Raw genomic sequence first — 14,156 nt, forward strand, 5'->3', positions numbered from 1 at the left:
ATCATCCTTTATGGTGGAAATATTCTACGATTTGCCGTGCTGGAGCCCCTGCTTCTTGAATCAACGAGGAGAGGATCGTCTCCCTCTCATTTCTCCATCCCTCTGCTGTTTCCAAAAGATGGCCTATCTCAGCAGCAACTTGTCCAGCATCTAATGATTGGGTCGTGCCCACAGGCTGACACCGAACTCTGTCTAGAAAATGATCAATTTTCGGATCATAAGAGATACCAATCAGCGGAACTCGCCGCCCTGCGGCATAAATCAGGCTATGAAGACGCATTCCGATCAGCACTTCACATTGCCCTACTTCCCGCAGCATGTGTTGCGGATGACTGGCATCTTCACAAATACTGACCTGCCCCCCATGCTGGCTTATATTTTCTTCCAGCTTCTCCATCACATAACGTGAGGCTTCAATATCAGATGGAAGATGAAACGGAAGGAATCTTAAATGCAATGGTTTTTCAAGATTCGCCTTAATCAAGCCTTGAGCAAGAGCGTCCAGCTCCTTGCGATCTTGTTCCCAATAACGTACCGAAATACCTACTACCGGAAGTGAATCTGAAGACTCTGGTAATTCAGCAGCATCAGTCTCTTCAGGTAAAGATAAGCCCATCACCGGGTCAGGAACAACCTCTATGTTCTTCTGTTCTAATCCCATAGAAAGTAAAAGCTCGCGGGATTGTTCATCCCGCACAGAGATATAAGTACATTTGCGAAACACTGATTTGATTAATGGGTGGAAAAGCTTACGATTCACAGGTCCGATACCTTGAGCATAAATAAAGGTCGGTTTACCCATCCACTGCGCAAGCTTAATAATACCTAAATAGTAAGGAATACTCTTGCTTCCTGTTACATCTTGCAGCAAGCTGCCTCCACCGCTAATCAGACCAGAACTCTCATAAATAGCTTGACGGACTTCAACCAGCTTCATCCGGTGCACAGATTTCACTCCATATGTGGCGCTAGTCCACTCAGGATCGATGGACAAGACAATGGGTTCGATCTCTATACCTGCAGCTTGAGCATGTTGTTGCAGTGCAATCAATATAGATTGCAGTACCGCCTCATCCCCGCTGTTATGGAAACCGTAATAACCGGAAATAACTATCTTTTTAGGAGTGGCGACCATCGTTTCCAACACCCTTCTGCAATTTGCCATACGATTACGGCAATCACACCAATGATCAGTCCTAATCCAAGACCGAGCAAGCCACGAATGAGCGAGATCAGAACTGGCGAGTGAATATGAGCAAAGGTATCTACCATCGAGAGCTGACCGATTACAGCAATAATCATGATAAACGCTGCATTCCGATATCTAAAGGCCAAGAATGCGCCAAGAATTAATAACGGATGCGCTAGCAAAAACTCTTTATTACGCGGTCGAACGCCAACCGTATTTTCCAAGAATGTACGTAAAACCATTTCCAACGGACTCACACTGCCACCGTTACCTGTACGGGTCATGTAATAATAGCCAACAACCGCCAAAACAAAGGCAATGATAATCATCGCAAATGTGATTGGTGTCCGCAGCAGCTTACCTGTCTTGTTAAAGACAAAATCCCCACGATACAAAAGCACGTAAAGTGCCACAAGACCGATAGGCGCCATATGAAGCAGACTGACACCACGGAACTGGTTGAGAACCAGGCTATAAGTTACATTATTAAGCAGTGCTATCATAAACGGCACAGCGCTCAAAGAGATCAGTGAAGTCTTAAAATAAAGCACTAAGCTATGTGTAAACCGGCGTTGCGGGCTCATAGCCTTATAGGTAAGGGGATTGCTCCGTAGAGGTGGTCCCATTTCATTAACCTTACGAATGGCAAGCACAACGGCAAGCGTTGGTGCACTTATCGCAGCGGCAAGCGCGAGCGCTTGTTCAAACATTTCAGGCTTCACTAGCATCAGGCCTGCACTTCCAATCAAACCTAACACCCAGGCAGCAAGCGTGAGCTGTGGAATGAAGTAAGAGACCAGCAGAGCCACTAAAGACACTGCTCCAACCACCGCAACTAGCTTAAAGTAACGTTGATAAGAGGAATCTACAACCTCAAATGCCGTAGCTTGTCCCAGTTTAAATCCATTGCCTTTAATCTGCTCAACTGCTCCGCCTGGTTCGCTTAGGCTGGTAATAAGGTTATCTAATGTATCTGTAACCTGTGCCTTAGCAGTATTTCTTGCAGGAATCGTGTTTAAGTAGATCATGCGGATATTCCGATCCTTTGTTGCCAGAGCGAAACGGTCCGAAATTACTTTTGGATCTAAGGCAGAATCTCCCTCACTAAGGGAATATAAACGTGTCACATTATAATCCAGCAAATAAGCGAGCCTGTTAAAGCCCTTTTGCTGTTTTTTAATATTCTCAATTGCTGCAATCCCCATTCCACGTTCCTTAAGGAGATTAGCAAAGTCAGTGATACTCCCAGTATCGGCATCATCATTAAACCCTTTAACAGACTCACCTTCAAATAGAATCCGTTTAACACCCAATTCCTCATAACGATCCAACAGCTTCTTTACCGTGGCTTCATTATAAGTCAGAGAATCCACAAGACGAGGTACAATACTGAATCCCTTGTTATGCAGCATGTCCAGTGTAAATGGATCGGGCTGCAGCGGCTTCAATGTAGCGTCTTCTAGCGGGGTCTCGATGATAAGACCCTGCTGTCCGCGGAAACTCCAGTCTCTTGAATTAATCCCAAGATTACTAAATGCTTCTTTAATTACAGGCGCTAAAGTATCGCTGTAATCAGCACTGGTAAACAGAATATAGGTATAGTTTTCATTTTCAGGTATGATCGTGTCCGTAAGATTAGCTATATCAGCCGCACCCCATATCATTAGACGACGCGCCTTACGGTAATCTTCCAATGTGCTTTCGTAAATCGCCATGCTCTGTACACCAGCGTCTTTAAGGCGATCTAACTGTTCGGAAATATAATCTTGTGGATTTGCACGATAGCTGGCTACATCAACCAGATCACGATAATCAAATACAAATTCTACTGTCTTGGAAGACTTCTCCGTCTGCAGTCGATCATAGACCACAGGCAAGGCTGCTATAACGCCAACCACAACTATGATCCACAGCCACTTTCGGGAAGTAATATTCCAACGTTGCCATTTTTGCCGCACCAAAAGTACCTCCTCTTTCGCTTTAAAAACTCTTTTAACAAAAGTAGAAACGGATCGTCATCCTTTTAGAGACGGTACCCGTTTCTACGTAAAATATAATTCACAATATAGAAAGCACTCTATATTTATTATTGTCCCCCGTCAACGCGAGCCATAACCTGTTTCGACAGTGCAGCAACCTTATCCTTAGCATTCTGCAGGGAGTCACCCACTACTGCAAAATAAACTTTAATCTTAGGCTCTGTGCCGGAAGGGCGCAGGCAGAACCAAGATCCGTCAGCCAGCAAATACTTCAGTACATTTTCCTTCGGCAGTCCATTTAAGCCCAGGGAATAATCCTGAATTTCTGTTACGGCAGATCCAGCAATTTCTTGTGGTGCATTAGAACGCCAATCATTCATGATTCCTTGAATTTGCGCAACGCCATCTTTGCCTTTCAGCGTACGGGACTCCAAGCTTTCCAAGAAGTATCCGAACTGCTTGTACAATTCCTGAAGAACATCATATAATGTTTTGCCTTGAGCTTTATAATAAGCACCTGCTTCAGCGATAAGCATAGCAGCAAGAACAGCATCCTTATCGCGAGCATAATTGCCTGCAAGATAACCATAGCTTTCTTCATATCCGAAAAGATATGTGTATTCTCCGGATTGTTCGAACTGGGTCATCTTTTCTCCAATATATTTGAAGCCAGTCAGCGTATTAAATACAGTTGCACCATAATGAGAAGCTACAGCAGCCCCCATTTCGCTAGTAACGATAGTCTTTACAACCGCACCATTGCTAGGCAGCTTTCCTTGTTCCTGCAAACGACTCAAATAGTAATGAATCATCAGTGCTCCGGATTGATTGCCGGACAGAACAACAAATTTACCTTCATTGTCGCGAACTACCGCACCCATACGGTCTGCATCAGGATCTGTACCAATCAAAAGGTCAGCATTCAACTCTTCGCCCAGCTTCATAGCCAGCGTAAAAGCTTCACGCTCCTCCGGGTTCGGCGATTTCACTGTAGAGAATTCAGAATCCGGCTGTTCTTGCTCAGGTACAACATGTACCTGGGTGAACCCGATTTTCTCAAGTACACGGCGGACTGGCAAATTACCTGTACCATGCAGCGGAGTGTATACGATTTTGAAGTCTTTTCCAAGCGTAGAGGCAATCTCTTCACTTGCAAGACTGACCGCAGCAACAGTATCGGTAAACGCTTCGTCATCCTTCTCTCCTAGCCAGTGCAACAGCCCTTGAGCTTCAGCTTCTCCTTGCGAAATCCGCTTTACACCATCAAAAGTGTCAACCTCTAGTATGTAAGAAATGACCTTTTCGGCTTCGTGTGGTACAAGCTGTCCGCCTTCCGAATTATAGACCTTATAACCATTGTATTCAGGAGGGTTATGGCTCGCGGTGATTACAATACCACCCGTTGCTTTCAAATAACGCACGCTGAATGACAGCTGTGGTGTTGATCGAAGGGAGGTAAACAAATGCGCCTCGATGCCATTAGCAGCCAGTACAAGAGCAGCCTCAAGTGTGAATTCAGGCGAGAAGCGACGAGAGTCATGCGCTATAACAACCGAAGGTCTGCCTTCTCCAGTATGCTTTTCTAGAATATAATTAGCGAAGCCTTGTGTAGCTCTGCCAACAGTATAACGATTGATACGATTGCTGCCCGCACCAATAACCCCACGCAAGCCGCCTGTACCAAACTCTAAGTCTCTGTAAAAACGCTCTTCAAGCTCCTGTGGCTCATTCTCCAGAGCGCGAAGCTCTGCCTTTGTAGCCTCGTCAACAGAAGGGTCCTGCAACCAGCGGGATAATGTGTCTGCCGCTTTCGCACTTAATTGAGTCATATGAATCTCTCCTTTAGATATATTTATAGAAAAATAAAATATTTAACTCAGAGCAAACATAATTTCTCCAGAGGCTACAACCTTACCTTCAACGGAAGCAGTAGCTTGTCCTTTTCCGATGCTGCCCTTAAGGCGGGTGATCTCTACTTCAAGAGTAAGTGTATCGCCCGGTACCACTTGACCACGAAAACGGAATCCGTCCAGCCCAGCTAAAAAACCGATTCGGCCGCGATTAGCTTCTACTCCCAGGATAGCAACCGCACCCACTTGTGCAAGGGCTTCTGTAATCAGTACACCCGGCATTACCGGATAGCCCGGAAAGTGACCTACAAAGAACGGTTCATTGATCGTTACATTTTTGATTCCTACAGCTTTTTTGCCCATTTCAATCTCGATAATTTTGTCCACCAGCAGAAATGGAGGCCGATGGGGGATGATTTCTTGAATTTGGTTGATATCCAGCATTATGACAAAACTCCTTTCGGATGTTGCACATTTTCTTTTATTCTTTGCCGAAATGCATAAAATTAGGCAGGTTCGGTAAAAACTATATTTATCCTTCACCAACTGCAGAAGTGGAGGTTGAGATAAGGGGCTTTCTCCACCGGATGCGGCAGCATGGCGGAGAGGGCCCTTTTTGCTGCCCGAGGCCCCCCACCATTATACATTTTTCAGCATAAAAAAGAAAACTCCCTTATATAACAAGGGAGTGGTTAAATCATCTTCATTTATGGAGCAAAAACCAAATCATATACATGTCTCCACGTGCTCCACTGCAGAGCATCGCTTAACTCTTTCTTACCCAGGACAACGTAACCGACGGCCAGACCGCCTCCAAGTGCAGCTACGAGAAGCAAGGGAATAAGAACCCATTGTATCATGGTCCATTTGGAGATCCCTTGTGGAGAGGGTTCTTTCTTCTCTTCCGATTTAACTTTTTCCTGTCGATCCATTCCTTCACCTCTACGCGCGCATGTTATTGGCTAGACCAAACATCTGATCACTGGACGAGAGTGCCCGAGCTACGAGTTGATACGTGCGTTGAATCTGCATCATTTCTGTCATTTCTGAGGTCATATCGACATTCGACTGCTCCAGCCATCCTGAGCGCACTCCAATTCCAGATGCCTCGCCTGCCGCTCTTTGTACAAAAGCCTGCCGTGCTGTAACTCCATCTGCAAGCATATAGAAATTACCATCGACAGCCTTTAAGGCATTCTGTGTCTTAGGTTCTACTATCATTATAGTACCCGCTACCTGAACAGGTCCATTCTCCGTCTTTTTCGTTAACACACGACCGGATTCATCGATAGCAGCATTCACACCTACAGGAACCGTTAGAGGTTTGCCCTCTGTATTTAAAACCGAGTTTCCTGTGTTATCAACCAATACCATCTTTTTGGCATCAGTCGTGTCAGGAATAAAGTGAAAATCACCCTGACGAGTGTACGCCGTAGTACCATTGACCTGAACACCAAAAAGCCCGTTGCCCTGAATGGCTAAGTCGGTCGGACTCCCTGTTTCTTTAAGGGGTCCCTCTTCCCAATTCGTTGAGATCGAAGGCACATAAGTCCCAAAACCCATATTAAAGCCTAGGGGTGTAGAACGGCCCGGTTGGTCATAATCATCTGATTGCTGTTGTACACGAGTCAGCACGTCCTCAAAAGAGCCCTGCTTGCTCTTATAACCATTGGTATCCATGTTGGCTAGATTATCCGCTATAATATCAAGCCGCTGCTGAAGGCTCGACATGGAGACTGCTGCACTAATCGTTGAGTTGTTCATAGATCAAACCTCCTATAAGCTCTACCTGTAAAGCTCATTCCTAAGCACTGCCTATACCCTGCCAACTTCACTTACAGCCTTCTGCAAGCTGCCATCATAATATTGAACAATCTTCTGGTTCGCTTCATAAGCCCGATAGGCGGCATTCAAATCCACAGTAACCTGAGTAGGATCTACATTGGAGCTTTCCAGGTAACCTTGGCGTACTTGCATGTTATCTGTTCCGTTAGAGAAACGGATATCTGCCGCCTCTACATCATCAGCGTGAAATACACCATTACCGTCACGTACAAGCTCCTGTGGCTTTGTTACTACACTCACACCAAGCTTGGTCCCTGTCGGAAGTCCTGTTACTGGATTAAGCAAATTACCCTGCCCGTCCACTTTAAGGGTGTCCTGATTTCCTGTCAAGACAAGGGGCTTGCCTGTGGAATCAAGAACCTTGAAGCCACCACTGCTCAGTACCTCTCCTGTAGCCGCGTTTATTGAGAAGCTCCCATTTCGCGTATACAGATTATTCCCTTCAGCATCCTGTACAGTAAAGAAGGCCTGTGGACGATAAACAACCTCACCCTCAGGGCTTACATATTTGCCTGAACCATCAAAGGAGATATTTTGACCTGTCACAGGATCAGCTACTTGCAAATCCGTAGATAAAGCAAAATCCATGGTCTTGCCGCTCTCCCTTAAATCACCCTGTAAATATTGGGATATCGATTGTTCTGCAAAAACCCCAGTGTTAAGGCGCCCCACTGGCTTTGTATTGCCATTACTCATAGCAGAGATCAGTACATCCGGAAAAGCATGATTGACACTGTCAACCTGCTTGTACCCCGTTGTATTCAAGTTAGCGATGTTCTGTGTTGCCGTATCATGTCTACGCTGCTGTGTAACCATACCTGCAGCGGCTGTATATAATCCTCTTATCATGAAGGTAGTCCCCTTCCGAATCTTTTGCTACCTTTTATATCGGCTGCTTAGAACTTTTTCTTAACGACCTTGTCCAAATTATCTAGCATTATTCCGGTTCCCTTAACTACACAATGCATCGGGTCTTCCGCTATCCACACCGGAACATGTAATTCTTCTGAGAGGAGCTCGTCCAATCCATTAAGTAAAGCGCCACCACCAGTTAGAACAACACCCCGGTCAATAATATCTGCTGATAGCTCAGGCGGTGTACGTTCCAGAACGGACTTAGCAGCTGCCACAATAGAAGAAACCGGATCCCATAGTGCTTCTTTTACCTCGCCTGAAGTAATAGTGAGCGTCTGAGGGAGTCCACTTACCATATCACGACCACGAATATCCATTTCAGCCTGCATCAGGCCTGGACGCACGGTGCCAATTGTAACCTTAATATCCTCTGCCGTACGTTCACCGATTAACAGCTTATACTTTTGTTTAATATATCTTAAAATGGCCTCATCGAACTTGTCTCCTGCGACTTTAATCGAAGAAGCGGTAACGACGTCGCCCATAGAAAGTACGGCTACATCCGTCGTTCCGCCACCGATATCGACGACCATGTTCCCACTAGGCTGATAAATATCCATTCCCGCTCCGATTGCAGCGGCTTTTGGCTCTTCCTCCATAAAAACTTCCTTAGCCCCGCTCCGCTCCGCCGCTTCCCGTATGGACTTCTGTTCCACAGATGTAATATTTGTAGGGGCGCAAATCAGAATACGGGGCCGTGCGTACCAGGACCGGCCGCCAACGCGGTCGATAAAATACTTGAGCATCATTTCTGTGATTTCAAAATCTGCAATGACACCATCCCGGAGAGGACGGATTGTTATAATATTTCCAGGTGTACGTCCAACCATGCGACGTGCCTGTTCTCCCACCGCAAGGACTCTCTTCGTATCACTTTCAAGTGTGACCACGGAAGGTTCATCCAGAACGACTCCCCTTCCCTTAACATGTATGAGCACATTGGCCGTGCCGAGGTCGATTCCGATATCCTTGCTAAACATAATGAAAGAGCCCCCAAAGTGTTATTTTAATTGAAAAAACAGCAGTTAGTACTAAATTTAAAAATACCATACTTTAGGGGAAGTACACAATGTATTAAAGCTGAATATTTCCTTAAATTTCCGAAAATCTCATGGCTTTGATGCTACAGCAACCTCACGTTTTTTCCCCGTCGATTTTTTATATTTGATTTTTGTGGCTTCTCCCCCCCGAAGATGTCGGATGGACTTGTGATATTCGAGAATGTGCTTCACCTGATCGGCCAGATCAGGGTTGATCTCTGGCAGACGCTCAGTTAAATCTTTATGCACCGTGCTCTTTGAAACGCCAAATTCCTTGGCTATGGTCCGGACCGTATGCCTGGTTTCCACGATGCAGCGTCCGATTTTGATCGTACGTTCCTTGATGTAATCGTGCACGCTCCCGCCTCCCAACTGTGGATAGTTTGGTACATTATATGAGGGGCGGGCTTATATATTCGCGCTTTCAAGACATGACAAGCTATGGAGGGCTCATTTTATTTAATGGACAACCTAATAACCCGTGTTATTAGCATGATGAAAAGCCGTCGTTCTCCCTTTAGGTCAACAACCGTTTCCCGCGTAAACAAAAGGCTCATCACAAACACAACCTTAAAAATCCTTATATACACAAAAAAATAGGGGGCTTTCGCCCCCTGCTATAGAAATTTTTATCGCTGTGGCAGTAAATCCGATGGATTGACTACTTTGCCATCTTCGTACACTTCAAAGTGTACATGATTTCCAAGGTCCTTTTCGATCTCACTGCGACCAGCTGTGGCAAGAGTATCTCCTTGCTTCACTACATCGCCTTGTTTAACTTTTGTTTCACCAAGACTTTGGTATACAGTCTTCAAATTACCTTGATGGGTAATTTCAATCACTTTACCTAATACCGCAACATCTTCCACTCTGGTCACTTCACCGCTGAGCGCTGCTTTAACATCGAACGTATTGTTGTCTTCACGGGCAATATCGATTCCGACATTAGGAATAAATTTGTCGTTATATTGCACCATAGCGGCAACGTGATTGTCCTCTGTACCATTCTCATCATAATACGGCTTAACTACTTCTACTTCACCTGGATTAGCTACTGGCCAAGTCATACTTTCCGTTGAAGCAACAACTTCAAGTGCATCTGGACCTCCGGTTGTTGTACCAGCTTCGTTAGCGGAAGTTCCTACTTGCTGCGAAGTGGCGGCGGTGTCCTGGTTGAGCGGCTTCTGGCCGGCATCCTGATAGACCCACACCAAGGTTAGTATAATTGCCGCTGCCGCCGTGTAGACTGCTGGGAATACCCAACGTTTAGATACCAGTCTGTTCCATGAAGAAGGTTTTGCGCCAGGTAAATCTCCCTGAGTTTTTTTGAGAGATTCATCTTGGTTTGTTTTGTTTTTGTCTTGTTCATTCATATGGTTATCACCTCAGTAACCAGTGTTACCGGGGTTTTCTCTTTTATACGTATCTTTCAAGTTATTTTTTCAGAAGAGTTGAGATTTGTGTAAATGAGATACCACTATAATAGTGTTTGAGAATTTGGGTAGCAGTTCCACCCTCTTTAGCCATCCCATTTGCCCCCCACTGGCTCATCCCTACTCCATGCCCATTTCCGAAGGTCGTGATTAAGATCTTATTCCCCTTACGACTCCAACTGAATTGGCTGGATCGTAGGCCCAGCTTCTCTCTCACTTCACGTCCAGTAAATATAGAGCCTCCAATTGAGACCTCTTTAATCCGATGTCCAGTGGTAAGAGACAACACTTCCATAGGTAATCTCGAAGATGATGAAATCTTCGTTGTAGTTCCTGAATTGGTAGTTTCTTTGGAGGCTGGAATGACTTTATCGTTCAGACCCAATCTAGTAAGTATTTCAGCAACAGTAAAGGTGTTAGTCACTGCATAGTTTGGGGTAATCTCTTTCTCCCAAGGACTCGTCACGCTGCGCAGATAGGGAATCGCTGCATTCCAATACTCTTCTGAGTTCTCAGTATATCCTCCACTGGAGGCGAAAAAGGAGGCCGTTATCGGCTGCCCTTTATAAGTCATGATCACTCCGCGCGTCTCAAGGACCGCGCGCTGCAGCTTTGCGAGGTCGGCGCTTCTTCCGCCGAGCTTCCATTGCCGTTCCAGCGTGTCCTTAGATATGTAAGCCTGATGGCTTACCGTATCGGTTACATCCGCCTCCGGAACGGGTACGCCGCTTCTGTCGCCAGCCACCAGGCGGCGCATGATAAAGGTGCGGGCAGCTACGGCCTGCGCTTTGAGCGCTTCAAGCTCAAAGTCGGCCGGCATCTCGGCCGCAAGCACGCCGCGGACGTAGTCCTCCAGCGGCAATGTCTCTATTTGTCCGCTGTGCGACAAATAGACAGAGACGTTCGGCTGCGGCGCTTCCTGCGCAGCCGTCTCCGGCGCCGCCGGAGGGGCCGTGACCGTCGGCACGGCCACAGGCGCCGGTTGTCCCCGGTGTAGTGGGACAACCGCCAGCGGAATCAGCAGCGCCGCCAGGAAAGGCGCTGCGAGCCAGGCGACGGGGATGAGTCGCCTGCGCCGGGGAGCAAGGGGACGCGAGTGCCAGCGCGTTGTCTTGTTTCTTCGCAAGTAGCGGAAATCTTTCATCTCTATGGCTCCTTCCGTGAATCACTGGTGATTCTTATAGATATGAATTTGCAGCAACTGCTAGAACACAATTTGAGAGAAAGAGAGTTCCTGTCCTCAATCTATTACTAGACCACAGGCTATTAAATTGCATACAAAAAAATCCCCATCAAATGAGGATTCCATAAAAAAAGACCAAGCTGCAAACTGCAGCCTGGTCTCTCCTAATGATTGATATTATACCCAAGTTGGTTGAACCTGAAAGCGTGGTTTAACCTCTTCGTTTTTAGTCGATTCACTCTTGGATACTTCCGGTTTAAGAACTTCATCCTTCACGGTTTGCGCTGAAGTATCTTCCATGGAGATGCGCCAAATTTCCGCACCCAATCCGGACAGTTTCTCAGCCAAATGAACATACCCGCGGTCAATATGATGAGTTCCGCTTACTTCAGTAGTGCCCTCAGCAACCAGACCTGCCAAAATAAGCGCAGCTCCCGCACGCAGATCCGTAGCACAAACCTTAGCTCCGACCAATTGTGCATTACCTGTAACGATCGCCGAGCGACCTTCGATCTTAATCTCAGCATTCATGTTGTGGAATTCATCCACATGCATAAACCGGTTCTCAAATACGGTTTCTGTAACGACACTAGTACCTTCAGAACGCAGCAATAATGCCATCATTTGCGACTGCATATCCGTAGGAAAACCTGGATACGGCAAAGTCTTCAAATCAACAGCTTTGAGAGGCTTGTCACTGATTACACGAATACCGTTCTCGTCGGGAATAATGGTTACACCCATTTCTTCCATCTTAGCAATAACAGGACCTAAGTGATCAGCAATTGCGCCTTCCACATATACATCTCCACCGGTAATTGCTGCAGCCGCCATGTACGTACCTGCTTCGATACGGTCAGGGATTACATGATGTTTGACCCCATGCAGACGTTCTACCCCTTCAATACGGATAACGCCTGTTCCCGCACCGCGTACGATTGCGCCCATACCATTCAAGTAATTGGCCAGGTCGACAATCTCAGGCTCCTTAGCCGCATTCTCGATAACGGTCACGCCTTCGGCTAATGTAGCTGCCATCATTATATTTTCGGTCGCACCTACGCTTGCTACATCCAAATACACTTTGGCACCGCGCAGGCGTCCGTTGCTTTTCGCTTCAATGTAGCCCTGGCCGAGACTAATCTCCGCACCCAGTGCTTCAAACCCTTTCAAATGCTGATCAATCGGTCGTGTACCAATGGCACAGCCGCCTGGCAGGGAAATTCTTGTCTGACCAAGTCTAGATAACAGTGGGCCCATGACTAAAAAAGACGCCCGCATTTTTCGAACCCATTCATAAGGTGCTTCACAGGATGTGATATTTGTAGCATCCACCTGGATAATATCGTTCTGATATGTAACCCCTGCACCCAGAGATTCCAGCATTTTTGATATCGTCATCACATCATCAAGCGGAGGTGCGTCTACAATGACGCTTACTCCTTCTTCTGCCAATAGAGAGGCGGCTATGATCGGTAATACGGAATTTTTTGCGCCGCTAACTTTCACGCTCCCGGTCAATCTGTTGCCACCGCGGACGATAAATTTGCTCATTTTCGGTTTCCCTCCGCGTCCATTATTTCTTAAATTATTTTTTTAGATTAAAGTAATTGCAAAAAAAGTTCTCTACTCCATCAATACGCCCATTTACTCGGGCATGTTCCTTAAAGTTCAGTGTTGACATAATAAAACCTTATTATTCGACACCTTTTGACCACTGCGACCTAAGACACTTATAACCAAACTACATCCCCTTAAAACATATATCGGATCATCCCACTCCAGCTCAGGTAATCCAGGAAGAACCCCGCTACAAAACGACCAAGTACAATGGCCAACAGCAAGTGCAGCAGCCTTCCCTGAGGACTCTTGGGATATCTTATGACCAAATCGAGCTTAAGGTTCTGCAATGCCCACCAAGATAATACAACACTGAGCAAAGATACAATCATTGAGACCATACTGCTGGTTCCAACTGCGCTAGACAACCCACCCGACAATATATCCTCCATGCTAACCCTCCGTGTTCGTATTACTCGGAAATCGACTCTTATATCATACTTGTGAAGGGCAAAAGAATCCAGTACTTTTACAAATTTTTAAACAATTCAACGCCATTATCCAAAATAATGAAGAAATTTTAACCTTTTTTCAATAGATTACTATAATAAAAAGCAGTCAAACCCTAAGGCTTGACTGCTTTTATCCTACTGTTGTCCTTTTCCAGTGGACACTTTAATCCGTGTAACAGCGCGTTGCAGCGCCAATTCCGCACGGCGGTGATCGATATCATCTTGTTTGCTCCGAGTCTGGAGACGGCGTTGAGCCCGTTCTCTAGCCGCTTCGGCGCGCTCAACATCGATATCTGTTGGCAGCTCGGCACTTTCAGCCAGCACGGTTACTTTGTCCTTATGCACTTCAACGAACCCGCCATGAACAGCGATGGAGATCGTAACACCGTCCGATTTGACAGATAACGGAGCAACCTGAAGTGGAGTCACAAGCGGAATGTGTCCCGGCAAAATACCCAACTCGCCTTCGACCCCTCTTACAATCAAGCTATTCACTTGCTTGGAGTAAACGAGATGCTCCGGCGTGACAATTTCCAACAAAAAGGTATTCACTTCCATTCCTCCTTAAAGCTTTACATTGTAAAGCTCGCTTCGAAAGCATGCACTAAGCTTTACGAAGTAAAGCTTGCATCGAAAGCATTAGCTAAGCT

The 14,156-nt window shown here is 46.1% G+C and carries 14 protein-coding genes; all 14 read right to left on the reverse strand.

From position 1 onward, the window contains the following. Window position 1: 1 nt before the first annotated feature. The 14 genes from csaB to MHI15_RS12040 all read right to left on the reverse strand — a co-directional run bounded on the left by csaB (window position 2) and on the right by MHI15_RS12040 (window position 14,058). On the reverse strand, window positions 2-1,135 hold the full coding sequence (csaB, locus tag MHI15_RS11975) for a polysaccharide pyruvyl transferase CsaB (protein ID WP_076279125.1): 1,134 nt from the start codon (window positions 1,133-1,135) through the stop codon (window positions 2-4). Next, window positions 1,111-3,147, reverse strand: a complete 2,037-nt coding sequence (locus tag MHI15_RS11980) for a DUF5693 family protein (protein WP_076279124.1) — start codon at window positions 3,145-3,147, stop codon at window positions 1,111-1,113. The genes csaB and MHI15_RS11980 overlap by 25 nt, the downstream gene beginning before the upstream one ends. A gap of 128 nt (window positions 3,148-3,275) precedes the next feature. Further along, window positions 3,276-4,997, reverse strand: a complete 1,722-nt coding sequence (locus tag MHI15_RS11985; protein ID WP_341164444.1) for a phospho-sugar mutase — start codon at window positions 4,995-4,997, stop codon at window positions 3,276-3,278. Between the two features lie 42 nt (window positions 4,998-5,039). After that, the gene (fabZ, locus tag MHI15_RS11990) at window positions 5,040-5,462 is read right to left on the reverse strand and encodes a 3-hydroxyacyl-ACP dehydratase FabZ (protein ID WP_036681536.1); all 423 of its coding nucleotides are present in this window, start codon (window positions 5,460-5,462) and stop codon (window positions 5,040-5,042) included. Between the two features lie 263 nt (window positions 5,463-5,725). Then, on the reverse strand, window positions 5,726-5,950 hold the full coding sequence (locus MHI15_RS11995) for a DNA-directed RNA polymerase subunit beta (protein ID WP_341164445.1): 225 nt from the start codon (window positions 5,948-5,950) through the stop codon (window positions 5,726-5,728). 10 nt (window positions 5,951-5,960) lie between these two features. Further along, complete coding sequence (locus MHI15_RS12000; protein ID WP_076182078.1) at window positions 5,961-6,782, reverse strand: flagellar hook-basal body protein; 822 nt, start codon at window positions 6,780-6,782, stop codon at window positions 5,961-5,963. 51 nt (window positions 6,783-6,833) lie between these two features. Next, entirely contained in the window at window positions 6,834-7,712 is an 879-nt protein-coding gene (locus MHI15_RS12005; RefSeq protein ID WP_038573634.1) for a flagellar hook-basal body protein, read from the reverse strand. A gap of 47 nt (window positions 7,713-7,759) precedes the next feature. Next, the gene (locus tag MHI15_RS12010; protein WP_036681546.1) at window positions 7,760-8,758 is read right to left on the reverse strand and encodes a rod shape-determining protein; all 999 of its coding nucleotides are present in this window, start codon (window positions 8,756-8,758) and stop codon (window positions 7,760-7,762) included. Window positions 8,759-8,887: 129 nt separating this feature from the next. Continuing rightward, window positions 8,888-9,175: a sporulation transcriptional regulator SpoIIID gene (gene spoIIID / locus MHI15_RS12015; RefSeq protein ID WP_036681548.1), complete on the reverse strand. Its 288-nt coding sequence runs from the start codon at window positions 9,173-9,175 to the stop codon at window positions 8,888-8,890. Window positions 9,176-9,447: 272 nt separating this feature from the next. Then, window positions 9,448-10,191, reverse strand: coding sequence for a M23 family metallopeptidase (locus MHI15_RS12020; RefSeq protein ID WP_076123922.1), 744 nt, complete (start codon window positions 10,189-10,191; stop codon window positions 9,448-9,450). Window positions 10,192-10,252: 61 nt separating this feature from the next. Beyond that, on the reverse strand, window positions 10,253-11,395 hold the full coding sequence (gene spoIID, locus MHI15_RS12025) for a stage II sporulation protein D (protein WP_341164446.1): 1,143 nt from the start codon (window positions 11,393-11,395) through the stop codon (window positions 10,253-10,255). Window positions 11,396-11,611: 216 nt separating this feature from the next. Further along, window positions 11,612-12,988, reverse strand: a complete 1,377-nt coding sequence (murA, locus tag MHI15_RS12030; RefSeq protein WP_076123926.1) for a UDP-N-acetylglucosamine 1-carboxyvinyltransferase — start codon at window positions 12,986-12,988, stop codon at window positions 11,612-11,614. A 200-nt stretch (window positions 12,989-13,188) separates the two neighbouring features. Beyond that, complete coding sequence (locus MHI15_RS12035; RefSeq protein ID WP_036681556.1) at window positions 13,189-13,446, reverse strand: DUF1146 family protein; 258 nt, start codon at window positions 13,444-13,446, stop codon at window positions 13,189-13,191. A gap of 195 nt (window positions 13,447-13,641) precedes the next feature. Continuing rightward, complete coding sequence (locus MHI15_RS12040) at window positions 13,642-14,058, reverse strand: F0F1 ATP synthase subunit epsilon (RefSeq protein ID WP_036681559.1); 417 nt, start codon at window positions 14,056-14,058, stop codon at window positions 13,642-13,644. Between the last annotated feature and the right edge of the window lie 98 nt (window positions 14,059-14,156).

The sequence above is a fragment of the Paenibacillus sp. FSL H7-0918 genome (assembly GCF_038007025.1).
Classification (GTDB): domain Bacteria; phylum Bacillota; class Bacilli; order Paenibacillales; family Paenibacillaceae; genus Paenibacillus_AQ; species Paenibacillus_AQ odorifer.

Bases quoted from the DNA above. Each gene is read 5' to 3' on its own strand.
- fabZ (WP_036681536.1), bottom strand. From the start codon at position 5,462: ATGCTGGATATCAACCAAATTCAAGAAATCATCCCCCATCGGCCTCCA.
- MHI15_RS12035 (WP_036681556.1), bottom strand. From the start codon at position 13,446: ATGGAGGATATATTGTCGGGTGGGTTGTCTAGCGCAGTTGGAACCAGC.
- murA (WP_076123926.1), bottom strand. From the start codon at position 12,988: ATGAGCAAATTTATCGTCCGCGGTGGCAACAGATTGACCGGGAGCGTG.
- csaB (WP_076279125.1), bottom strand. From the start codon at position 1,135: ATGGTCGCCACTCCTAAAAAGATAGTTATTTCCGGTTATTACGGTTTC.
- MHI15_RS12020 (WP_076123922.1), bottom strand. From the start codon at position 10,191: ATGAATGAACAAGACAAAAACAAAACAAACCAAGATGAATCTCTCAAA.
- MHI15_RS12000 (WP_076182078.1), bottom strand. From the start codon at position 6,782: ATGAACAACTCAACGATTAGTGCAGCAGTCTCCATGTCGAGCCTTCAG.
- MHI15_RS12005 (WP_038573634.1), bottom strand. From the start codon at position 7,712: ATGATAAGAGGATTATATACAGCCGCTGCAGGTATGGTTACACAGCAG.
- spoIID (WP_341164446.1), bottom strand. From the start codon at position 11,395: ATGAAAGATTTCCGCTACTTGCGAAGAAACAAGACAACGCGCTGGCAC.
- MHI15_RS11985 (WP_341164444.1), bottom strand. From the start codon at position 4,997: ATGACTCAATTAAGTGCGAAAGCGGCAGACACATTATCCCGCTGGTTG.
- MHI15_RS11995 (WP_341164445.1), bottom strand. From the start codon at position 5,950: ATGGATCGACAGGAAAAAGTTAAATCGGAAGAGAAGAAAGAACCCTCT.
- MHI15_RS12010 (WP_036681546.1), bottom strand. From the start codon at position 8,758: ATGTTTAGCAAGGATATCGGAATCGACCTCGGCACGGCCAATGTGCTC.